The organism is Granulicella sp. S156, from assembly GCF_009766105.1.
Lineage (GTDB): Bacteria > Acidobacteriota > Terriglobia > Terriglobales > Acidobacteriaceae > Granulicella.
This window is the reverse complement of sequence record NZ_LMUH01000007.1, coordinates 1-22,064: the sequence shown is the minus strand read 5'-3', so window position 1 is coordinate 22,064 and position 22,064 is coordinate 1. Positions and strand designations below refer to the sequence as shown.

Genomic DNA, 22,064 nt, shown 5'->3' with positions numbered 1-22,064 from the left:
AGACAACAACAACAAAGGCTGGGTACCCATTCATGACGGCCTTATCGTTATGGGTGGGCACCCAAAGCCTGGTTAGAAATAGTTCATGTTCGTGAGGTCTTCAATCAGCCCGGGTCCAGTGGGCTCCCAGCCCAATGCCTTACGCGTCCACTCACTGGAGGCCGGCATATCCAACGCTACAAAGTGCGCCATCCATCCAAAGTGCTCGCCAGCCTTCTCGGGGGTAAGGGAAACGATAGGCACCTTCAGTCCTTTGCCGAGGGTCTCTGCGATCTTGCGTATCGATACACCTTCTTCCTGCACTGCGTTGTAGGTTGTCACGCCTTGTCCGGTCTTCTCTACGGCCAGCCGGTACAGGTGCGCGACGTCCATTAGCGGAGCTGCAGCCCAGCGGTTTGCACCCTCGCCAATATAGGCCGACACACTCTTCTCACGTGCCGCTTGCAACAGCCACTGCACCAGACCCTGCTTGCGCGTGTCATGCACCTGGGGCAGGCGAACAATCGCCACGTGCACACCTTTCTCCGCTACAGAGCGCGCTGCTGCCTCGGGTCTCCGGGGAATAGACGGCAAAACCAATGGAGGATCAGTCTCCGTGCGCAAGTGGCCCGGCTTGCCGCTCGCTAATCCAACCCCCGAGGTCACCACCAGCAGCTTGCCCGGCTCCATCACCGATCCCAGCGCCTCAATCGCGCTGATCTCGTCCGCTGCGTTCTGCTCAAACTTCGAGAAGTCATGGTTGAACGCTAGATTCACGACCACATCCATCCCTGTCGCGCCGCGGCGCAGACCGTCGAGGTCCTCCAGGTTGCCGCGAAGGACCTCCGCGCCCACCGCCTTCAGTTGTTCTACGCCGGCATCACTGCGCGTAAGCCCGCGCACCTGGTGGCCTGCTGCAATCAGCTCCTTCACCAGTTCTGTTCCGATAAAACCCGTTGATCCTGTTACAAATACACGCATTTTCATCCTCCTGCTGCGGTTGCGACGCGACCCCGTGACGATCGCGTTCATTGACATTTGCGTCTCCGCGGAATAAAACGGAGGCAGTCTCCGAATAGATAGATAACCGGAGGCTGTCTCCGGTTGCAGAAAATTTTCCACCTGTTCTTCGTATGCCGAAAAAGAAGCTTCCGCCACCTCCGCCTGAACGCAAACCCCGCGCCGATGCGGAGCGCAACCGTGGGCGTATCCTTGAGGTCGCCAAGGAGGTCTTCACTCGCGATGGGGCAGCGGCGAGCCTCGACGACATTGCACGCCGATCCGGCGTCGGCGCCGGCACGCTCTATCGCCACTTTCCAACTCGCGATGCTCTGATCGAAGCCGTCTACCGGAGCGAAGTTGAAAAGCTTGCAGCAGCCGAACAGCGCTTCTCCGCGACGATGTCTTCGCTTGACGCCCTCCGCGCGTGGATGCTCCTGTTCATCGACCATGTGGTCGGCAAAAAGCTCATCATCCCTGCGATGGACACTGTAGCGGGCGGTTCAATGCGGCTGATGGAAGGAGCGCGCAGTCTCATTCACACTGCTTTTATTACCCTGGTGGAACGCGCCATCGCTAGCGGGGAACTGCGCGCTGATACCGACCCTAACGACTTCGTGCGCGCGCTCATCGGCGTCTTCCATACCACGGCCCTACCGGGCTGGGAGCAAAGCGCCCGCCGTCTCGTCGACATACTCATCACCGGCTCGCTCCGAACTAACAAGCTTTAGGTGTCGACCGCACGATCTTTGGAGAACTAGATCTGCGGCTTCGATAGGTTGGAATTTCCGAAGGGACTCCTGTGTTAGATTTCTCCACTGGGATTGGGAGAAAAGCTACATGGATACCGATAGGCCGTTCGCTGCCAAACGAGTGCAAATCCGCAGCCCGGAATGGGACGCGGAGGCTAATGCCTACGCGCGAGCTATGAAGTTGACGGCAGAGCTGAACAAGCTTTCATTTGACGATGCTGCACGCGTGCAGGAAATATTCAGCGAGCTAACCGGCCAAAAAGTTGATGAGACGTTTAAGCTCATTCCACCTTTCTACACATCAGGCGGTCTTAATATCAGGGTTGGACGTAAAGTATTCATCAACCAGTGCTGCACTATCTATGACATGGGCGGTGTCGACATTGGCGATTTAGTGATGATCGGACCAAACGTGAACATTATCACCGCGGGTCACCCGCTGGAACCGTCCCAGCGACGCGCCTATGTTGAATCAAAGCCAATTGTGATTGAGAAGAACGTTTGGATTGCAACAGGCGTCACCATTCTTGGCGGCGTTACTGTGGGCGAAAATTCAGTGGTCGCGGCCGGAGCGGTTGTCACGAAGGATGTTCCTCCGAACTGCCTGGTTGGGGGTGTGCCCGCTAAGGTCATTCGTTCGATTGAGGAAAACCCCGGTGCGTAGGTCGCTTTTCCTCCTATGACAAAAGACGATGGCCATGATCGACGAAAACATCTCGCGTGTCTCTGTGGCTCCGGCCTCTGAGGCCGACGCTGAAGAGCTTATCCGCGCAAACCTGTGCAGCCAGTCTTTGCATCTTCCGTGGGTTAAGTCCTTTACAGACCATCAAGGCTTTGACGCCTGGATGCAAAGGCTTGCAAGTCCTACTCATCTTGGCTTCGTCGTTCGCGAACAGAACGACAACTCCATCGTCGGTATCGTCAATCTCAACGAGATCGTTCGGGGAGCCTTTCATAACGCCTATCTTGGGTACTACGCGATGGCTGGTAAGACCGGCCGTGGGCTTATGACGGAAGCTCTCTTTGCTGTTCTCTCTATTGTTTTTACTGAGATCAAACTTCATCGCGTTGAAGCAAATGTCCAACCGGAAAACCATCCGTCCATTGCTCTTGTTCAGAGAATCGGGTTTCGTCTTGAAGGTTTTTCTCCGCGGTATCTCTTCATTGATGGAGCGTGGCGCGATCATCAACGTTGGGCGATCACGGCAGAGGAGTTTTCGTCTCAAATTTCCAGAGACAATATGATTCGCTGAGAATCCGCAGCATGATGTGGCTTTAGCCATGGGTTTTTCGCTGGCATAGGCGAGAGGCCCAGGGCTAAAGCCCTTTTGGGTTGGGGCTTGTTTTCCGCGGCCTAAAGGCCGCTGCTACTCCTGAAGGGCAACGGCAGAAACAACGACAAAAGCAGATTCGCTTCCACCCCAGAGAGCAAAGAACGCTCTCTGGGGACCCCGGCCTGCGGGAATGACAACAAGAAAAGCAAAGGCAAAGACGTTTCGAGTTGCCGGGTAATTGTTGCGGGCTTGCTGGAGATTTCTAACTGGTATTCGCTTGGTCTATTGCAGGCAGCGTGACATAGTAGTTTTCGAGCGGTACTTACAACCTGATGTGCCCGTCTCGCTGGGCCTTGTACGGCGAGTTAGAGCTCCTGATTTGCGATGGAGTCCCGGTGGAAGAATCCAGTGGGTTGCGGTACGGATAGCTGTCTTCTGTTAGCTCCCCTCTCATTCCACGGTTGTAGTTATCAGTTCTCAGTTGTCAGAAGAATTTGAGAGCTGAGAACTGACAACCGAGAACTAACCCCAAGGAGAAGTTAAATGGCTACTTCGAGTCGTGTTTGCATCCTTTCGGATGGAGAGGCGGAAGAGCTTCGGGCGGGACGTCCGGTCTATTGCCATCAACACAAACATGTAAGCGCTGATGAAGCCTTCGGCATGACCGCACCGATCTATATGCAGCGCAATGGCAAGGCCTCTGAGCCGGTTGCGGAGTGGGTGGGGCCCAAGCAGGTGCGTTATGTTCTGCAGCACACCTGGCAGAGTGTGAATCGCAGCTTTCTACCGGGTGGTGGGAGTTTGCGGATCAAGACTCGGCAGTTGCGGGCGGGGTTTGCGTGATGGATAAGACAGATCTGAAGGCCGAGAGGCCGGGGCATAAGAGTCAGCATGAGCTCTATGTAGAAGGGCTGATGCTAGGCAAGTCCAGAACGCAGGCTGCGCTGGATGCGGGGTTTTCCAAGAGCCACGCGAGTAATCCGAAGAACCGTATTGAGGGTCTGTTGAGTCAGGAGTTAGTTCGTAAGGCGTTGACTCAGAGACCTTCTGGAGAATCCTGTAAAAGTCGACGTGAGCGGTATGTGGAGGGTCTGATGGATGGGAAGACGAGGAGACGGGCTGCGTTGGATGCTGGGTTCTCTGTAAGCCAGGCGGAGGATGCAAAGAACCGTATCGAAGGGCCGATTACACAGGCGTTGATTCTGCGGGCACTGATGGATGCGGGAGTTACCCTGAGTCGGCTGGCGGAGAAGATGGGTGAAGGACTGGATGCGACGAAGGTGCAGTCGGTGTCCGGTGGTCAGGGTAAGCCGGCGACGCTGGAGTTGGTGGCGGACTTCGAGACGCGGCTGAAGTATATCCAGCATGCGTGCAAGATCATGAGCGTTGATGCGGCAGAGGAGCGCGAGGTGCCGGAGATGCGCGTGAATATTGTGGCGGTGGGTGGGGGCCAGCTCCGGGATGCTAAAGGCGAGATTATCAGGCTGAAAGCAGTGGAGACTGCGGCTTCGAGTCCTGGGGTGGGTGTTTTGAAGGTGTAAGAGGTTTTGTTGGTGTCTGTTTTTCGTCGTCATCCTGAGAGGTCGTAGCGACCCGGCATTTGTGTTGCCGCTGGTGCATCTGTGCCGCCACTTAATGCGGGGGTCCTTTGACGCAAAGCGCGCCACAAGCATCTGCATCGCGCTCTGCATCAGGGGGTCCTTCGCCTTTGGCTCAGGATGACGGCGAAAAACAAGCAACAGCAGATTCCCTACGGGAATGACAAACCAGAAAAGCAAAAGCAGATTCGCTTCCACCCCAGAGAGCAAAGAACGCTCTCTGAGGACCCCGGCCTGCAAAAGAAAAGCAACGTCAACCGCAATGGCTGCCATGATAGGCATCGACAGTGACAGATACAGCAACAAAGACCTCGTCCCCGCCGGTTTCCAGACGGGTTTAAGTTCAGGAGGAATCCATTGACGGGGATCGAATGCGGTCTTGGGTTGCAGCCTAAGCAACTGGAAGTCTTTGGGCTAGTGGAGAATTCGCGTGCCACTGAGATTGGTTATGGCGGAGCGCGTGGGGGTGGCAAGTCGGCTGGGGCGCGGAAGATTATGCTTATGCGCCGGCTCAAGTATGGCCAGACCAATGGCCTTTTTCTTATGCGGGTGTGGGGACAGCTCTATCGAAACCACTTAGAGCCCTTGTTTCGCGAGTACCCTTTTATGGCTGACTGGTATGTTGGCGGCGACAAGAAGCACATTACTTTTCCGAATGGCTCACGTCTATACTTTGCGTCGGCCGACACGATGGATGATATCCGGAAGATCGCGCAGGGGCCGGAGTATGCGGACATCTTTGTGGAAGAGGCTACGCACTTCAACGAGGAAGAGCTGGTCTTTCTGCCTACGGCGCTGCGTTGGACAGGGCCTTCTGGGATTACTCCGAAGATGCTGTATACCTGCAATCCCGGCAGCCGGGGACATGATTACATCAAGAGGAAATTTAAAGAGGGACGATTTCTCGAGCATGAAGAGCCTGACTCAGTTGCCTTTGTGCAGGCTCAGGGTTGGGACAACATCGAGTGGGTGCGGCCTTATCTGCAAGAGCAGGACATCTCCGATGATGAGTATTACCAGGTTTGGACAGACGAGGAACGGTTCCAGTGTTTTATTGCGCACTCTAACTACGGCGCTAAGTTGAACCAATTGCCGGAGAAGGAGCGCAAGGCTCATCTTTTTGGCGACTGGAACACGTTCGAGGGACAGTACTATCCGAACTTCATTCGCGTGCAGCGGGAGTTGAAGGCTGCGCAGGTGGGACAACTGATTCAGCCGTGGTGGACGCGGTGGGCCTCGTGCGATTGGGGCTATCAGCATGCGGCGTCGATCCACTGGCATGCTTCGGGGCTGGTTTCTCCGGAGGATGCGCGGAAGTATCTGGGGCGTAGCTGGGACGAGGCTCGCGAGGTGGTGATTACGTATCGCGAGCATGTTGTGGCGGGGCGTCCGGAGATGTTACTGGCGCAGGACTTTGTGGACCGATGCGATGAGGACGATAAGCGGGAGCTTTCGCGATTTTTTATGTCGCCTGAAACTTTTGGGCAGCGCAATGCTGTGGCGGATACCTTTCGCAAGATATTTCGGGATCATGGGTTGCCGCAGCCGGAGGAGGCTCGCAACGATCGTGTGAATGGGTGGAGGTTTATCCATACGCTCATCGAACAGGACAGGTGGTTCTGCTCGGATCGATGCGAGGGGGCGCTAACGGCGATTCCTTCGCTGATCTATGACGACAAAAAACTCGAAGACGTGTTGAAGACCAATAAGGTCTCGGACGATATCGCGGATGAGGTGCGGTATGGGTTGTTTTCCATGCTGGGGCCGAGTGCCAAACCTTATGAAGTGAGACTGCGGGAGACGCTGGCGCCGATTCAGGATATGACGGCGAAGCATCTCGCTCATCTGGATTTTCAGAAGAGGAATCGTAAGAAGGGTGTTGGGTTCAGGGTTGGAAGATAGGGCGGGGAGAGGGAAGAGCTTTGACGCAACGGGCGCTGAGGTTCGCTACGTTTCGCGACGGCTGCTGTGGTGAGCCTGGGAGTGATGGGGGGATATATAGATGGTCGATCTATTGCTGGGCGTGGGGGTGGTTGTTCATGCAGTGCTGCTTGTGCTTTGGCCGGGGCGGGGGGATGAAGCTGTGCCGATTGAGGTAGCCGCAGTGGAAGAGCCTAAGCCGGTGTCCAGGCCGAAGCCGTTTCGTGCGCGGAAGGGGTTTCGTGAGGTGAGGCGGGAGTTTGAGGATGCGCACGATCCACAAAGGCTGTCACGTGCTCGGGTTGAGAGGTTTATAAAGGAGCAAGCAACAGGGGAGGGGAATCAGGATTAGGGGTTTGTGCCCTACGGATTTCACTCAACGGGGAAGGTGAGTGATGAAGAAGATATTGCTCTTTATGACGATGTGTTCAGCATCTATTTGCTACGGTCAGACGGCTGCGTATCACGGCGTCTGCACGCAGGGTGCTACGGGAGCTGTCGTATCGGGAGTATCTTCAAGCAACCAACAGATATCAGCCTTTCCTGGCTGTATGGTGCATGTCTACCTCACCGGTACGACCATGCCGGCTACGCTTTACTCCAACTCTTCTGGTACGCCCCTGAGTAATCCCTTCACGGCACAGTCGAACGCGCTCATCAGCTTTTATGCCTCTACGGCCAATCACTACGATATAACGATGAGCGCGACAGGAATGACGACGACGACAATCAGCGATGTCGCTCTTGAAGGAGGGGCGGGCGCGGTGCTGGCGGGAGACAATACGGCAGCCGGAGGGTCGACTTCGAAGGTCGGAACGTTTGTTTCGGTGATTGGAGGAGCATCGGCATTCAATGCTACGGCTTCAAAGCCCAATAGCTCTGTCGTTCAACGGCAAGACCTTTTCACGAACAGCTTCACGGCCTACGGTGGCGGTCTGAGCCTTGGAAACAGCGGGCTTTGGCGTCAGCTAGGGGTGGAAAACGAAACATTGCTGGTTGCTACGCGCGGGATATCTCAAACTTTCTTGAAAACAAGCGGCAGTAACAAACATGCCGTCGGCGATGATGCTGGCATCTATCTTTACAATTTCGGAGACCAAGGCGTTACTGCGCAATCGGATGAAGGTCATACCCAAATCACATCACAGGGTGGAGAGAATCAAAATTACTTTCACGGAACGGTTGCCTCCATCGCGGCCGGAAGTTATACGCCTGCACTTAGGTTTACTTCGGGAAATAACTGGACCACCGATGGAGCTTTTCTGCTTGATATCACTCGAGGTGCGGTGTCTGGGAGTTTGACGGGGAGATCGAAGACCGTTCCTGGGACCGTTTTGCAGGATTATCCCACCAATGCAAAGCTGCCACTGACGAAGGCGTGGGGTATTACAAAGTCGAATATTCCTCCTACAGGGCAGTCTGCGGATATCAATGTTCCTATAACTTTGACCGTTACCCTGCAGCCGATTGGCTCGTCTACGCCTGCATTCACGGAAGGAGGAACGGTATGCGTTGCGGGAGTGTATTACCCGGAACAAGTGCCGATCACCGCGGTCTCAAAGCCTTCGGGCACGTCACAGGACATTACCATCAGCAGGCGAAACCCTAACCGTGCCGGATCTGCGATTTTTCAAGGTGGCGTCTGCGGACAGTATGTCAGTTTTGACGACTCCCTCGTCTACACAAAGATGCGAACGTCGGATTATGCCTATGGCTCTTTGACGGGCTCCGACTTGATTGGCGGTACCAATCTTCTTGGTGGTCAAGCCCATCAATATGGGCTATCTGGATACGGTACCGGGTTTCATCTCTTCCCTGGAGCAGAGGTTGTCAGGAATAACTCAATTGGCGCTGACCCCACACTGGAACCCAATTCAGTGAATTGGGCTGTGGGAGACGTTGTAGAAAATCCTCATTATCCATTTGGCGGAGGTCATGCCTTCTGGTTTACGGATCACCAATATACCCCGAGTAATGGAAATTTAAGACCTGACCTGATGCTTCTCCAGGCCGAAGGTACCGGAATTGACAGAGGATACTTACCGTTTGTACTCGAAAATACTAATCCCCTGTCGATGTATCACAATGCAGGAACTGCCAGTCCGATCATGCTTCCTAATGCTATGAACCTCATTGGGCCCTTTGGTGAATTTATACGCATCCAAAGTGGCCCATTTGCGGATGGTGATCCCATTGACGAATATCCATCCGTGATAAACGTGGAGCACACGGCGCAAGGGAATGGAGCGCCCTTTACGGTTTTCTCGATGCCAGGGTTAAATGAAGAGGGTTCTGAAGGCCCCGGTGTGCCTGCGCAAATATACGATCCGAAGGGGAGAGCCATGTCGTTTATAAACATGGCGTCCAAGAATGGGACGTTTAGTGGAGCGGTTAATGCGGGGACGGTCAATGTTGTAACCGATGGTGTTGCCCAACTTAACTTGAAGACCACAGGCAATGATCAAGGGATCGCGATCAATTTGATTGCACCTGGCGTGAATTCAACGACACTCGGCTGCTGGGGGACGGGGAACGGAGCTGGATTACCCGGTGTCTGTGGGCTGATTGACGAGAAGAATGCTCACTTCATCTGGAACTCCAATACGTCAGATGACCTCTTTGGCAATACTCCTGTTACGGATGTTGCTCTCGGTAAAGGGGCGGCGTGGAGCCTTAAGCATACGGGCGATGCTGCATTCGGTTCGTCGGTTACTTCACCGTTGTACTACGGCCCCTCCGCCGCTCCTTCTGGTTCCTGTTCTACGAAGGGCGCGTGGGTTTTCTCGCAGGACGGTCATGCGTCGTTCTGTGCCGGCGGGACGTGGGTGACGAAGATCTAATCAATTCAAAAAGCAAGAACGATGGCATGCAGGCCGAAGCCGTTTCGTGCTCGCAAGGGATTTCGTGAGGTGAGGCGGGAGTTTGAGGATGCGCACGATCCTCGGCGGGTCTCCTCTGCGCGGGTGGAGAGGTTTGCGAAGCAAGGGCCAGATGATCGGTAAATCGGGTAAGTATAACTTTTACAAGGAGATACCAACTTAGGCGGGCTGGAATTGCAGTAACAGGCCAACATAAATTTTTGCAACAGCGGCTCCCGGCGGGGAGCCGTATCTGTTGCGGGCAGCTAACTTACGCATATGTGTGATATAAAAGTCACACGGAAGCGTTGGGCATCGGCCAAGCCCAGCGGTCTTATAAACCGCGAACTCCCTAGCAGGGTTTTGAGGGTTCGACTCCCTCCGCTTCCGCTTCCGTCTTTATAGCATAATAGGGCGTCAGTCTGAGAGAGATGAGGGCGTGTGCTATCCTTGCTGTGATTTTTACGTCACATAAATAGCCGCGTTGCGCCATTGGAAGCTTTCCCCCGTGAAGTTGTCGTATGCCAAGCCGATGATGGACGAGAGCCGTTCACTGAATGGCTTAACACGCTTGATCCCGCAACGGAAGGTATCGTGATTGAACGAATTGATCGGGTCGAGAGAGGCTTATTGGGGGACTGTTCCTCGGTCGGAGGTGGAGTGTCAGAATTGCGAATCGATTACGGGCCTGGATACCGCATATATTTCGGACAGGTGGGCCTTGTCATTCATCTAATCAGTGGGGGCCAGAAGAAGCGGCAACAACAAGACATTTTCGCGGCCCAGAGGTTATGGAATGAGCACGACTAGAAAAACAAGATCATTTCGAGAGATTCGCACGGAACGGCTGGCAAACCCGGAAGTTGCAGCCGCGTACCTTAGTGCGACGCAAAAGAACTCGCCAGAGAACTTCCTTTCTGCTCTCAAGCAGGTAGCGCAGGCTAGAAAGATGGCTACGGTGGCTAGAGATTCTGGCGTGCAGCGAGAAACACTGTATCGCTCATTTTCAGAGCAAGGAAACCCCACATGGGGCACCTTGGTTTCAGTGTTGTCCGCTGTGGGAGTGGGAGTTGATTTTGTCCCCCTCATGCACAAATCTAATTCAATCACCATACCTCCAACTTCGCTTCCTGTGCCTACACCTTCACAGGTTGTTCGTGATCTCCAAGAGACTGCCCTCATAGGCAGCACAGACCAGCACGAGAAGGGGTATGGTTCTCTTCAAGGTGGCGGGAATCAGTGGTTTAATCAGGGAGCTTTAGCATGAATCTAGCAGCAATCGTCAAGGCAAGAACGCTTGGGTTTATCGAAATCGACGAACTTAACACAAGCGGCCGAGTACGCTTGGCCGATATCGTGCCAGAGATCGCAAAACGGTATGACTTTAAGATCTTTCCAACAAAGATAGAAGACTTCGACCTGAACGATAAGGGCGTTGTGTTTGCTTCTGGACGCCTAGGTGGCATCGTCATTGACGAACTCAAGATTTATTCGGGACTTATCTACGTTGAATCCCTCAGCACAACTGAAGATTCCCATAAGATTCTAATTGATCTTTTGGAGTGGGGCGCTGAGAATTTAGGGCTGACTTATACCGATGGGATGATTCGCCACTGGGCATATGTCAGTCACATCAGCTTCAACACAGACTTTCCTCTGATTAAGGCTCTTAGTTCTCCCCTCGACAAAATCGCAGAGAAGACTGGAAAGAAAGTGTCTGAGCTTTTTGGCGAAGAGATTGTTTACCACCCCATGAACTTTGTTGTTGGGCATGATCCTCGGACGCGAAAGTATGGGATTGCTCCCTTCTCAATCCAGCAACGCGCTGGCATCAAATTCGATGACAACAAATTCTTTTCAGAGGCTCCGCTTCCAACTGAGTTGCATATTGAATATCTACGCGAAATAGAAAAGGCAGCCCAAGATGAATGGCATAAAAGTAGATAAAGAACAATGATGCTCAAGATCTCGATTTTATTTCCGTTGATATTGTGGAGTGGCCTTGCTGCCCATTCTCAAAGCAATAGCTCTGAGTTGTTGCGTGGCGCTTCACACTGCCTGGTTGTCGAAGATACAGATTGGCTCTCAGTCCAAAAATCTCACGCGAAGTCTGTCCGTGTCAGCTATGCAATCGACACAGTATCTTATCCGGGAGAGCGCACCATCTATGTTGTGGCTTATGCCGATAGTGGCCGTGCCAGCGGGAAAATATTCGATCTGATCTACCACCAAAGGGGCCGAAAGACGATATTCGATGTACAAAACAATAGCAGCTTTCTGAGATCGGGAAACAAGATCGATTTTGTAGATCCTCCGCTTGGAGGGGTTTGGACACAGCGGCATCTTATAAGGGCTATTAGGCGAGCGGAACGGCGGCCGGAAGTTCTATTCGATGTAAAAGAGCTATCCGCTTCGTCTCCTGGTGTTATCTGCAAGTCGTTTGTGGGGAGTCAGTAGCCATAAGGTGCGTTTCCGGTAGGTAGTAGCGCATGAGCGGTGAGGCTGAAGCCCCCGCTCTTTCAAAGCAAAAGATAACAATGAACGCCAAGCCCGCAAGGGTCTTGGCGTTTTCTTTTGTGCGCGACAGAAAGAAAGACAAAAGCAACAGAGAGGAGAGACGCAAATGGTCGGTGAATCAGGCAAGTATTACCGGAGTGGGCATATTGCCCGAAGCATGGGGGATTGGCCCAGGGAAAAGAGCAGCTCGGATGTATCGGATGAGGATCGCGATTGTTGGGATGATCGTGGTGGCTGTGACGGGAAGTGCGAGGTCGAGAAGATGCTCGATGGGTATAAGTGCGTGCATCATGGGCCGGATGGGACGGAGGAGCGGGAGCATCCTGACCTGCGGAGTGTGATGGAGCATCTGCGTGAGGTGTTGGGGAGTGATGATGATGAGGACGATTTGGAAGAGGAACATGTCCCGAAGGGTTTGAATCGGTTGTAGGCATTGTGAGTAAAGACGCAGGGTTGGGCCTTTCTTTGACATTTTGCCATGGCAGAGGAAGGCATGTCCTAGGGGCTAAAGTCCATTCTTTGCTTGTGTCGTGCAGAAATGTATAGGTCTAAACTGCAACGGTCGCGCTTGAGCTGGCGCATAACGCTTGTTGCTGTACTAACGAAGAACGGGAGACAGCAGGTTCGCTCGCTGCGCTCGGAATGACAAACCAGAAGAGCAACAGCAAGAACAGAAGCAGATTCCCTTCGGGAATGACAAAAAGAAAAGCAAAAGTGAAACAGCAGCATGAGTAGTTGTGAGTTTGGGCGGGCTTGTGCCTGTTCCGGGCTTTCCTGGAGGACTAAGTGGGCGAAGAACAGCAGCAGGGGAATATCGATCAGCATTTGCAAGGCGTTTTGCTTTCGCTGGTGCGTAAGCAGGCGACGCGGGACTCTACCGCGCGGCGTGTGCAGGTGCTGGATGCGCGGACACAGCGATTCTTTTATCGTGGCTTGCAGTATCTGGCCTGGGATGCGAAGGACCAGGCACTGGTGTCAATCAACGGCCTGGCTACGGTGACAGGGGATGCCGATACTTCGGCTAGTTACCGGCAGACGTTTAATATCTACCAGGCTTATGCGAAGAGTTTTATGGCGGTGTTTAGCCAGAACTCTCCTAACTCGCGGGCCGAGGCGGATGATCCGAAGAGTCCGTTGGATATTGCGGCTGCGGCTGAGGCGAATAAGGCGCGGCGCATTATCGAGAAGCAGAATCCTCCGAAGTCGTTGCAGATCGATGCGGCGCGGTTGCTGTGGACTGATGGTTTGATCGTCACCTATACGCGCTCGGTTACGGATAGGGAGGGCAAGCCGGGAGAGAAGATCGATCTGTTTGGTGTGCTCGAGACGCGGTTCCCGATGACGGCTGCCACGATTGCGGAGTGTGGCTATGGACAGATCAACACGGAGCACGATGTTGCGTTTCTGAAGTCGAAGTTTCCGGAGGCGGCGAGCAGGATTACTGCCAGTGATAGTGGCGATGAGTTCGATCGGATCTCGCGGCTGTCGGTGGCGCAGGGGATGAATCAGCAGCAGTCGAATAGTGGGAACTCCAATGCCTACCTGGCGACGTTCAGCCGGACGTGGCTGCGGCCGTGGGTGTTTGAGGAGTTACCCGATGGCGATGACAAGGATGCGCTGAAGGAGGCGTTTCCGGATGGCTGCTATGTGGGCTTTGCCGGGGAGACTTACTGCGAGAGCCGCAATGAGTCGATGGATGACCACCTGGCGCTGTGCCATGCGCTGCCGGGGGATGGGATGCATCGGCCGTCGGTGGGTAAGTCGATGATGAGTGCGCAGGAAGCGTTCAACGACATGATGAACCTGGCGCAGGAGACGTTTGAGTATGGCGTTCCTTCGACGTGGGTGGATCAGGATGCGATCGACATCGATGCGATTACGGAGCAGGAGTCGAAGCCGAAGATGTATCTGCCGTTCGAGCGGCAGAATGATGCCTCAGCAGAGAGCCACTTCTTTCAGGAGGCTGCGGCGGAGCCTTCGCCTTCGATGATGTCGTTTATGCAGGATGTGCAGGGGCCGCTGTGCCAGTTTCTTACGGGGCAGCAGCCTTCGCTGTTCGGGGCGGAGATGGATGCGCAGCAGACGGCGTCGGGTTATTCGATGGCGCGTAACCAGGCGATGGGAGTGATGGGATTGAATTGGATGCCGTATGTGCAGTTCTGGTCGACCGTGATGGGGCAGGCGGTGCGCGCGGCGGCTGAGGTGAGGACGGGAGTTCTTTCGGCGCTGGTGCCTTCAGGCGGGAAGAAGGGGCAGAGTGAGACGGTCTCGGTGGACTTCGATGCGCTGCGCGAGGGGAAAGCTAAGTGGACTCCGGAGACGGATGAGAACTTTCCCGACTCCTATGCGGAGAAGGTGAATAAATTTAATGCCTTTGTGCAGCAGTTTGGGAGCTCGGCGGCAGGGCAGGCTATTTTGCAGCAGCCCGATAACCAGGCGTTTGCTAAGAACCTGCTGGGATTGGAAGAGTTAGTCATTCCTGGAGCGGATTCGCGGGATAAGCAGTTGGTTGAGATCAATGAGTTACTGGCTGCTACGCCTATTCCGGATATTCAGGGGTATGCGGCTGCCCTGCAGCAGTGGAAGGTAACCGCGCAGCAGGCTCAGGCTACAGGACAGCAGGGTCCGCAGCCGCCGTCGCAACAGCAGTTTCAGTCTAGTTCGATTCCGGTGGATGCGGACTTCGATATGCATGAGGTGGAGTTTGCCGAGGTGCAGACGTTTGTGAATAGTCCTGATGGGCAAAAGGCGAAGGCGCAGAATCCGCTGGGGTTTGCGAATGTGCGGTTGCATGGGTTGGAGCATAAGAAGGCTATGGAGGTCCAACAGGCCCAGCAACAGCAGCCGCCGGTGAAGAAGCCTCCGCAGGAGAGCATCAATTTCAAGGACATGCCTCCGGAAGGACAGGCGCAGATGGCGGCGCAGGCTGGGATTGCGCTGCCTGCGCAACAACAGCAGTCGGCTGGGTAGGGCGAATCATTACAGTGGCACAAGGAGGAAATGATGGGTGGTACTAGTTTCGATCCAACAGGGACGAACCCGGCAGGAGCAACGCCGCAGCAAGGTGCGCCTGCCACAAAGCCCTCCTTATGGGATACGTGGACACAAAAGGCCTATAGTTTGCGTCCGCTGGGTAGTACCCTTCAGCAGGCCGGCAATAACCTTGAGCAGCGCTCTCTTAATATGCTGCACGGTGATGGGTTTAGAACGGATGCCCAGGCCTATCCACCGCCGCCTCCGCCGCAGGCGCTTGCTGCACGGCCCCCGCCGCCTCCGCCGGTTCGTGGAGGTATAACGGCGGGAGGTGGGTTGGTGCAAAACCCGGTGCCCAATGATCAGGGGCACAGCCAGACTCCGGGGCAGATGAGTCCTTATAGCAGAGCCTGTGTGCTGGCAGGTTTGCGGGGGATGGTCGCGCACGACGAGGGTATGGATCTCTTGCCTAATGGCGGCTATGGCAGCTTCGCAGCTAATGGGAGGGTTGTCGCGAACCCTCGGAATCTGAACGGCATAGCAGTCAATATGAAGTCCAATGATGCGAGGATAGCTGACCCTGCATCCCTCACCGGTCACCCAGGTGTTGCGGTTAAGCTAAACCGCAGAGATGGCAAGGTGATTCCACCCACAACGGCCTTTGGCCGATACCAGATTCTGGATGTAACGGCTGACGATCCCAGGCACCACTTTACCGATTTCTCTCCAGCGGGCCAGGACGCAGCAATGAACAAGATGCTGGGGGAACTAAATATGGTGAATCCTGCAATGCGAGGAGATTGGGGAGCCGTATTTGCCAATGGGAGGAAGACATGGGCAAGTCTCCCAGGCGACTACCATCATCAGGGTGGAAAAGATCCAGACGAAACAAAAGCTGCGTTTGACCGTGCGATACAATCTGCTCCGGAGTGCAAATGAGGACATATTGCAGAGTTCTGGGAGTTCTTGCCGTTATTGTGGCCCTATCAGGGGGCGCTCTATTCTGTCAGTCCCAACCGGTGGCACAGCCTGAACAAAAGTTGTTCGACACCGAGGAGAAAGTGACTCACAAGGTGCCTATTCCTCCTTCGGTTCTTAGTCTTTTAGCGAAGGAAGACGAAGATGTTCGTGGTTCTATCAAGTACCACAATGTGAGAGCTTCGTACTCAGCCAGTCTCGTATCGAGAGGCAATTCCGAAGATAAACTTTATTTGATCATCGGTAGTGCGATCGTCGACGATGCAACTGAGATTAAGTTCTGGCTGGTGCAGAACGATGGCGGAGACGGTAAGCCTGCAGAGATCTTCAAAGGCACTACAGATATGCTGGAGATCGGAGATTTTGATGCCTCTGGTTATCCGGTGCTGACCACTGTTGAACAGAAGCAGACTGTGGTGACGCAGACGATCTTCCACTTTGTTGCGGGGAAGTACGTGTTGTTCCATCAGGGCACGCTCGCGCGTTATCCCAAAGAACAGAAGATCTTTGCGATCGAGTTTGTTAAAACACACAATCCGGTTCCTGTTCCATTGGCAATTCTCACTCTTTTATCGAAAGAAGAATTTATCCGGCAAAATTTGGAAGAGGCCGTTCATCCTGCAAAGCCGGTTCCCAAGGAATGGTTCATTGGCAATCGCGTATCGAGGGCCAACTCGGACGATAAGCTTTATTTGCTGGTTGGACAGGTTCCACTTGAAGGAGCGCATGGGACTACATTCTGGCTGGTAGATAATCACGGAGGGGAGCGCAAGCCTGAAGTGATCTTAGAAGTTACAGCAGATTGGTTCCAGATTGGAGAGCCTGACGCTTCAGGTTATCCGCGAATAACCACTAGTTATATTGAGACAACCATGCGAGACGAGATTTTCCACTTTGCAGGGGGTAGATATCGTCTGTTACGAAGGCAAAGAAGGTGATTTAGCCCTAAGACATTTTATGCTGCTGGCATTGTGTTTCGTGGAGGGGGTGAATCTCTGGGCCTGAAGGTCTCTGGATTCTCCCTTCTTATTTCTTGACGTTGGAATGCCAGAGATAGCGTTAGATGGTGTGTTCGACGCAGCAAGCACCTGATGCAGAGCACGATGCCAATGTCCGTGGCGCGCTTTGCGTTTAAGTCCCAGGTAAGAAAACTAACGATGGATCAAAGGCTGAAAACCCGGTATATCTAGCCTGCACCGGCGAGATATACCGGGCTTTCAGCCCTTGATTCGTTATGGGACGGCACACCTGGGGCTTGCGCCCCAGGCTGGGATATGCCGCCCCTTCAGGGCTGCCTCCTTGTTGCTTCGAGGTTCTTGCGTAAGTCCTAAGAATGACAAAACTACAGAAAATATGTCACTTGTCACAGCTTTTAAGGTGGTGGCCTAGGAGAGTTATGGTCGAAAACACAGTACATGGAGCGCTTACGCTGGCGATCGTGGAGTCCTTTCTTCAAAGGACGGGTTCTTCGCTGGCTTATGTGCAGATTGCTCCTGCAGATCTTGCTGTGCTGCGCTCGGCGGGGATTGTTGTGGATAGTAGCGAGGCTGCGAATGGAGCTGCGTTGCCGGTGGGGCTGTCGATTGGTGGCAAGGCCTTGTTCGCTGATGAGAAGGTTCCGGTGAATGAGTTACTCGCACTGGATCTCAACAAGCAGGTGATTGGCGTTCTCACGCTGGCGACAGTGATTGAGGTTGCCGGGGAGAAGAGCTAGATGGCAATGAATGAAACGGTAGTAGAGCCGGTTGATGTAGATGGGGTGGACGTTGGGGCAGATGTTAGCCATGATGATGCGACGGTGGCTGGCACAGAAGATGTGGCGCCGGAGGTTGCTTCGAATGAAGAGGGGCGCGACGATACTTCCGATCCTGGCGATAAAGCCGCTGTGGATGCAGACGTCGATGTAGCAGGTGATGGGCGGCAGATTCCTCCGGCGTTGCGTTCGGCGCTCAATGATCTGCGGTTGACCGATCCGAAGTTGGCTAGCCGGTTGAAGAATGTTTGGTTCGCGGACCTGGCTTTGAAGAAGGAGTTTCCTGGCGGGCTGAATGAGGCGCGGGCGCTGCGGGAGTTCAAGGAGCGGCTCGGCGGTGACGATGGGATTCAACAGATCGAGCAGGAGCGGCAGTACTTTCAGAATCTCGACCAGCAGTTAGTCGCGGGCGATGCAAAGGTGCTGGAACATTTTGCGAGCGTGGCTCCTGAGGGCTTCGCGAAGCTGGTGCCGTCTGCGATTGCAAAGCTGGCGGAGACGAGTCCTGAGCACTTCGAGCATATTGCTGGCGTGATGATTGCGGGGAACATGCCAGGTGGCCTGATGGAGGCGATTCATCAGGTGCTGGCGGGGCATGAGACGACTGCGGGGCTCGCGCAACATCTGGCGAACTGGTACAACCCGTTGGTCCAGACGCTGCACAACGCGCCACAGCGGAGAGTCGAGCCGGAGCGTAGACGGTTGGAAGCTGACCGCCAGCAGTTTGAGGCAGGGAAGACGGCGGAGTTTCAGCGCGGCATTGTGAAAGAGATCGAAGTGGATGGTGGAGCGCAGGCGGATAAGATCATCGATCAACTTTCGGGGAGCAAGCTTTCGTCCGAGGCGAAGTTTCGCCTCAAGGGCGTGATTACTTCTGAGCTCGATGCGGCTCTGCGTGGGGATGCTGCCTTTCTTCAGAAGCGTGACCGTTTGCTGGCCGAAGGGGATCGCAACAAAATCCTTACGAACTACAAGGCTGAGGTTAGTAAGCGGCTGCCGGAGATTGTGAAGAAGGTGCATCGCGAGTTCTATGGGGCGACGAGGCCGGTGGCTAAAGCTCCTGTGGATATAGGTACAGGGCGCGCGGCGCAGCCGGGTAGGCAGCCGGATTCCAATGCTATCGATTGGACGCGGACGTCGCGGCGCGATGTGCTCGATGGCAAGGCGTATGTGAAAGGGAGAGCGGAGCAGGTGCGGTGGTAGGGCGAAATAGGAAACAGCAAACAGGAAACAGGAAACAGGAAACAGAAAAATAGTAAACCGAGGACTGGGAGCTGACTAACCCTTAGGGTGGTCGCGGTGGCAGAAGTAAGAGATGCCGGTTCAATTGCAAAGAGCAGGAGGCGACGATGGGTGGTTATGGATTCAATCCGGCCGGTACGAATGGGGCGAGTGCGCCGCCGCAACAGCCGTCCTTTTGGGACATGTATACGCAGAAGGCCCAGAACCTGCATCCGCTGAGTTCCTTATTAGGGCAAGCGGGCAATCAGCTGGAACAGCGGTCTATCAATTTATTGCATGGTGATGGATTTAGAGCGGATGCGCAGGTGTATCCACTTTTGCCGCTCCCGCCTGCGATGAGGCCATCTGTTCCTGGTGGTGCTGCAGCTTCGGGTGCACAGCAGCCACAGCCGCAGGTAGCACCCTTGCAAAATCCACAAGTGCATGGTGCTGGGCAGGGCGGTGTCAGGGGATATGCTCATGCGTTGGCCGATAACCTGGGAGTCGCGTCGATCGCGCATCAGGTCGCTCATCCTATTCAGGCCATGTCCGAGATGCAGCAGCAGGCCGCGGCGGATCAGCATCCGTTTCAGACTGCCTTGAAACGGGCGACGATCGATAACCCAATGCTCGGGGTTCCCGAACTTAGGGGTCTGGCTGGGACGGCGAAGAACAGTTTAATGGAGACTGGGCAAGCCTTCAACGATTTGGGGATCACTCCTTATGGGTATCAGACCCCGCAATACGGACCGAATTATGCCGGAGCAGGTGTCCATGCCTTCAGGGCTATTCCTGTTCTTGGCGCAGGTCTCGAGAAAGGGATCGAGTATGCCTCGCAGAACGGCATGGGCGATCCAGGGAACTCCTACTGGCAGAACGTAGGTAAGGTGTGGAGCAGCCCTAAAGCGATGGGGACGTTGACGGGTATGGCATTGCAGGCCGCTCCGGCTGCAGCGGAAAGGCTCAAGGCGGCTGGTTGGGACGGGCCGCTGAATGCAATTGGCGACGCGGTTTCTAGGCCGCTTGGTGCGGCTCGCGGTGTCATCCTTAAGCCACTGGAGGTGAGTGGGCCAGCGAAGGTGGGGAACAGTGGTTTTGAGCCGGTTAGGCAATATACGTCTGCCAGAAATTTAGGTGTTGGCCTACCTCCAGACAATGTCTCAAGCATCTCTGGTGGTGCTCCTGTGTCCCTCTCTCCAGCGCCCCCTGATTTGCTTAAGGCCAACTATACGTCGGAGCAGATACAGAATGCGTTACGAAATTCAGACTTACGGTACCTGACCTCTCAGAAAAGTATTTCGGCCCCTAGAGTCAATCAGTATATTGATAAACTACGCGCAGGAGAGGAGGCCCCCGCAGTCCATGTAGATCAAGATTTGCTTGTTGATGGGAGTCATCGGGTTGCGGCTGGCGAGATGGAGGGTAAGCCGCCGCGCGAGCAGCGTTGGTCGTCCTCGAAGGGAATTCCGACAAAGCCGTTTAAGGAGATCTATGTTGACCCTGAAGATTGGTAATGGGCCGGCTTTCAGCATGTCACGGATCTAACCACAGGAGCTAACCGTTGAATGAATGCCAAAGCATAAGGTGTAATGTGAAAATCTCCTACTATGTTCCAAACGAGAATAATGCTTTAGAAGTCAATGTGGATGCGACCACGCTGGAAGGTTTTCATTTCGATGGTATGAATTTACATCGTGTCGATCTCCGGAATGCGTTTTTGAATGGTGCATCCTTTGTTGCAACCGATCTTCGCAATGCCTACCTAATGGATGCTGATGCGATAGGGTGCGATTTTAGTAATGCATCATTGGTTATGGCGGATCTGCAACGAGCAAAGTTACGGAAGTCAACGTTTCATTGCCTGCTTTATTATGCCAACTTCGATCACGCCGATTTGTCGGGAGCCGACTTCAGTGGGGCAGCAGTAAAAGACACCCATTTTGAAGATTGCGATTTGCGGGGAGCCATTATGCTGGCGGAAAACCTAGACAGCGCACATTTCGCTGGCGCTAAATTTGATAAGCATACGGTTTGGCCGGAGGGATTTAGCCCGCTGGAGCATGGCGCGATTTTGATTGGGGATGGAAAAGCGCATGATGCCTGCTGAGATTGCTAATGTCAGATAAAGAGGAACTCAGATCGATCTTACTTGACTTGCTTCAGGTTGGCTTGCTTCGTATCCGTGTATGGGGATGGAACGGAAGAGTAGAGGAATGTGCCGCGGAAGCCGATCGTCTTCACGACGTGCCGGACATGATTCGAGAGATGGATGTCGAGACGATTCGCCGCTTCTACGATTTTGAGTTACGACATTTTGCAGAGAATACGGCAACTCGCGGATTTTACGAGGCGGACTGGAAGCGGCTCGGGGCGGTTCTGGATAAGATGCAATCCCGGGGCACAAAGAATCAAACATTCATCGGAACGTTCAGAAGGCTGCGTGTAGCTTATGGGGTATTGATTTTAGTGGCCCTCCTGATCTTGATTGGCTATGGGATATTTGCGAAATGAACGGATGATCCCCTGTCTTGAGCGATGTAACCTTCGATAAAGATCGCTCTATGCCGTGACTTTAGCCACTGAGCGGGCAATGCCAAGTGGGCATCCGCAATGGAAAGCGGGTAGACCTTTGATCCACTGGCTGTAGATGCTTCAGTGGCAAGGTTTTCGCCGAGACAAGCATCGTTCCCTCCGCGGCTGAAGCCGCTTTTATTGAGCCCTGACGTACGGCCTGAAGGCCGTACCCTTCAAAGCAAAGCCTGTCGCAGGATAGATACCGGGTACGAACGGTCTATTTAGAGCTGAAGCTCAGGAATGCCTTCGTAGAGATTTCTAACTGGTATTTGCTTGGACTGCTATCCCGCATGTGGCATAGTAGTTCTCGAGTAGTTCACAACCTGATGTGCCCGTCTCGCTGGGCCTGGTACGGCGAGTTAGAGCTCCTGGTTTGCGATGGAGCCCCGGTGGGGAAAGTCCCAGTGGGTTGCGGTACGGGTTGGTGTGTTTTCAAAAGCTTTGTGTTGAGACCCTTTGTTTGGCCTGGCATTGTTGCCGCTATAGGGGGAAAAGCGGGAGGAAGCAGGTTCCTCGGCTGCGCCTCGGAATGACAACTAGAAAAGCAAGAGCAAGAGCAAGAGCAACAGCAGATTCCCTACGGGAATGACAACAAGAAAAGCTAGGCGGTATCCACATATAGACTTTGCAAGTTTTGTAGAAGCTGATGCAGTTGAAATGTGGCGAGT

Annotated in this window: 21 protein-coding genes and 1 tRNA gene; 21 read left to right on the top strand and 1 reads right to left on the bottom strand. The window is 54.1% G+C overall.

The window, feature by feature from the left end; all coding sequences use genetic code 11:
• Window positions 1-72: 72 nt before the first annotated feature.
• Complete coding sequence (locus tag GSQ91_RS05915) at window positions 73-960, bottom strand: SDR family oxidoreductase (protein WP_158820345.1); 888 nt, start codon at window positions 958-960, stop codon at window positions 73-75.
• Between the two features lie 152 nt (window positions 961-1,112).
• Here GSQ91_RS05915 and GSQ91_RS05910 point away from each other — a divergent pair, with 152 nt between their 5' ends.
• The 21 genes from GSQ91_RS05910 (at window position 1,113) to GSQ91_RS05810 (ending at window position 21,333) form a co-directional block, all read left to right on the top strand.
• Window positions 1,113-1,709: a TetR/AcrR family transcriptional regulator gene (locus GSQ91_RS05910; protein WP_158820344.1), complete on the top strand. Its 597-nt coding sequence runs from the start codon at window positions 1,113-1,115 to the stop codon at window positions 1,707-1,709.
• 109 nt (window positions 1,710-1,818) lie between these two features.
• Window positions 1,819-2,394, top strand: a complete 576-nt coding sequence (locus tag GSQ91_RS05905; protein ID WP_158820343.1) for a sugar O-acetyltransferase — start codon at window positions 1,819-1,821, stop codon at window positions 2,392-2,394.
• A 34-nt stretch (window positions 2,395-2,428) separates the two neighbouring features.
• A complete protein-coding gene (locus tag GSQ91_RS05900; protein ID WP_158820342.1) occupies window positions 2,429-2,983 on the top strand; it encodes a GNAT family N-acetyltransferase in 555 nt (184 codons plus the stop codon).
• Between the two features lie 564 nt (window positions 2,984-3,547).
• A complete protein-coding gene (locus tag GSQ91_RS05895; RefSeq protein ID WP_158820341.1) occupies window positions 3,548-3,847 on the top strand; it encodes a hypothetical protein in 300 nt (99 codons plus the stop codon).
• Window positions 3,847-4,545, top strand: coding sequence for a hypothetical protein (locus GSQ91_RS05890; protein WP_158820340.1), 699 nt, complete (start codon window positions 3,847-3,849; stop codon window positions 4,543-4,545). Before GSQ91_RS05895 ends, GSQ91_RS05890 begins: the two co-directional genes overlap by 1 nt.
• Before the next feature lie 414 nt (window positions 4,546-4,959).
• On the top strand, window positions 4,960-6,504 hold the full coding sequence (locus GSQ91_RS05885; RefSeq protein WP_158820339.1) for a phage terminase large subunit: 1,545 nt from the start codon (window positions 4,960-4,962) through the stop codon (window positions 6,502-6,504).
• 413 nt (window positions 6,505-6,917) lie between these two features.
• Window positions 6,918-9,362, top strand: a complete 2,445-nt coding sequence (locus GSQ91_RS05880; RefSeq protein ID WP_158820338.1) for a hypothetical protein — start codon at window positions 6,918-6,920, stop codon at window positions 9,360-9,362.
• Between the two features lie 319 nt (window positions 9,363-9,681).
• Window positions 9,682-9,770, top strand: a tRNA-Ile gene (locus GSQ91_RS05875).
• A gap of 102 nt (window positions 9,771-9,872) precedes the next feature.
• Complete coding sequence (locus GSQ91_RS05870) at window positions 9,873-10,190, top strand: type II toxin-antitoxin system RelE/ParE family toxin (RefSeq protein ID WP_158820337.1); 318 nt, start codon at window positions 9,873-9,875, stop codon at window positions 10,188-10,190.
• Entirely contained in the window at window positions 10,177-10,647 is a 471-nt protein-coding gene (locus GSQ91_RS26200) for an addiction module antidote protein (protein ID WP_158820336.1), read from the top strand. The genes GSQ91_RS05870 and GSQ91_RS26200 overlap by 14 nt, the downstream gene beginning before the upstream one ends.
• Complete coding sequence (locus tag GSQ91_RS05860) at window positions 10,644-11,327, top strand: hypothetical protein (RefSeq protein WP_158820335.1); 684 nt, start codon at window positions 10,644-10,646, stop codon at window positions 11,325-11,327. Before GSQ91_RS26200 ends, GSQ91_RS05860 begins: the two co-directional genes overlap by 4 nt.
• 6 nt (window positions 11,328-11,333) lie before the next feature.
• Window positions 11,334-11,837, top strand: a complete 504-nt coding sequence (locus GSQ91_RS05855; RefSeq protein ID WP_158820334.1) for a hypothetical protein — start codon at window positions 11,334-11,336, stop codon at window positions 11,835-11,837.
• A 166-nt stretch (window positions 11,838-12,003) separates the two neighbouring features.
• Entirely contained in the window at window positions 12,004-12,327 is a 324-nt protein-coding gene (locus tag GSQ91_RS05850) for a hypothetical protein (RefSeq protein WP_158820333.1), read from the top strand.
• 356 nt (window positions 12,328-12,683) lie between these two features.
• Window positions 12,684-14,867: a hypothetical protein gene (locus GSQ91_RS05845; RefSeq protein ID WP_158820332.1), complete on the top strand. Its 2,184-nt coding sequence runs from the start codon at window positions 12,684-12,686 to the stop codon at window positions 14,865-14,867.
• 33 nt (window positions 14,868-14,900) lie between these two features.
• Window positions 14,901-15,809 (top strand): hypothetical protein, encoded by a 909-nt coding sequence (locus GSQ91_RS05840; protein ID WP_158820331.1) that lies wholly within the window; start codon window positions 14,901-14,903, stop codon window positions 15,807-15,809.
• Between the two features lie 80 nt (window positions 15,810-15,889).
• Window positions 15,890-16,786: a hypothetical protein gene (locus tag GSQ91_RS05835; RefSeq protein WP_216845084.1), complete on the top strand. Its 897-nt coding sequence runs from the start codon at window positions 15,890-15,892 to the stop codon at window positions 16,784-16,786.
• A gap of 458 nt (window positions 16,787-17,244) precedes the next feature.
• The gene (locus tag GSQ91_RS05830) at window positions 17,245-17,562 is read left to right on the top strand and encodes a hypothetical protein (protein ID WP_158820329.1); all 318 of its coding nucleotides are present in this window, start codon (window positions 17,245-17,247) and stop codon (window positions 17,560-17,562) included.
• Complete coding sequence (locus GSQ91_RS05825; protein ID WP_158820328.1) at window positions 17,563-18,804, top strand: hypothetical protein; 1,242 nt, start codon at window positions 17,563-17,565, stop codon at window positions 18,802-18,804.
• Between the two features lie 146 nt (window positions 18,805-18,950).
• Window positions 18,951-20,336, top strand: a complete 1,386-nt coding sequence (locus tag GSQ91_RS05820) for a hypothetical protein (protein ID WP_158820327.1) — start codon at window positions 18,951-18,953, stop codon at window positions 20,334-20,336.
• A gap of 77 nt (window positions 20,337-20,413) precedes the next feature.
• Window positions 20,414-20,929 (top strand): pentapeptide repeat-containing protein, encoded by a 516-nt coding sequence (locus tag GSQ91_RS05815; RefSeq protein WP_158820326.1) that lies wholly within the window; start codon window positions 20,414-20,416, stop codon window positions 20,927-20,929.
• A gap of 8 nt (window positions 20,930-20,937) precedes the next feature.
• Complete coding sequence (locus tag GSQ91_RS05810; RefSeq protein ID WP_158820325.1) at window positions 20,938-21,333, top strand: hypothetical protein; 396 nt, start codon at window positions 20,938-20,940, stop codon at window positions 21,331-21,333.
• The last annotated feature ends 731 nt before the right edge of the window (window positions 21,334-22,064 follow it).

Coding starts and splice junctions, on each gene's coding strand:
- GSQ91_RS05915 (WP_158820345.1), bottom strand. CDS start 960: ATGCGTGTATTTGTAACAGGATCAACGGGTTTTATCGGAACAGAACTG.
- GSQ91_RS05910 (WP_158820344.1), top strand. CDS start 1,113: ATGCCGAAAAAGAAGCTTCCGCCACCTCCGCCTGAACGCAAACCCCGC.
- GSQ91_RS05905 (WP_158820343.1), top strand. CDS start 1,819: ATGGATACCGATAGGCCGTTCGCTGCCAAACGAGTGCAAATCCGCAGC.
- GSQ91_RS05900 (WP_158820342.1), top strand. CDS start 2,429: ATGATCGACGAAAACATCTCGCGTGTCTCTGTGGCTCCGGCCTCTGAG.
- GSQ91_RS05895 (WP_158820341.1), top strand. CDS start 3,548: ATGGCTACTTCGAGTCGTGTTTGCATCCTTTCGGATGGAGAGGCGGAA.
- GSQ91_RS05890 (WP_158820340.1), top strand. CDS start 3,847: ATGGATAAGACAGATCTGAAGGCCGAGAGGCCGGGGCATAAGAGTCAG.
- GSQ91_RS05880 (WP_158820338.1), top strand. CDS start 6,918: ATGAAGAAGATATTGCTCTTTATGACGATGTGTTCAGCATCTATTTGC.
- GSQ91_RS26200 (WP_158820336.1), top strand. CDS start 10,177: ATGAGCACGACTAGAAAAACAAGATCATTTCGAGAGATTCGCACGGAA.
- GSQ91_RS05860 (WP_158820335.1), top strand. CDS start 10,644: ATGAATCTAGCAGCAATCGTCAAGGCAAGAACGCTTGGGTTTATCGAA.
- GSQ91_RS05855 (WP_158820334.1), top strand. CDS start 11,334: ATGATGCTCAAGATCTCGATTTTATTTCCGTTGATATTGTGGAGTGGC.
- GSQ91_RS05850 (WP_158820333.1), top strand. CDS start 12,004: ATGGTCGGTGAATCAGGCAAGTATTACCGGAGTGGGCATATTGCCCGA.
- GSQ91_RS05840 (WP_158820331.1), top strand. CDS start 14,901: ATGGGTGGTACTAGTTTCGATCCAACAGGGACGAACCCGGCAGGAGCA.
- GSQ91_RS05830 (WP_158820329.1), top strand. CDS start 17,245: ATGGTCGAAAACACAGTACATGGAGCGCTTACGCTGGCGATCGTGGAG.
- GSQ91_RS05825 (WP_158820328.1), top strand. CDS start 17,563: ATGGCAATGAATGAAACGGTAGTAGAGCCGGTTGATGTAGATGGGGTG.
- GSQ91_RS05820 (WP_158820327.1), top strand. CDS start 18,951: ATGGGTGGTTATGGATTCAATCCGGCCGGTACGAATGGGGCGAGTGCG.
- GSQ91_RS05810 (WP_158820325.1), top strand. CDS start 20,938: ATGTCAGATAAAGAGGAACTCAGATCGATCTTACTTGACTTGCTTCAG.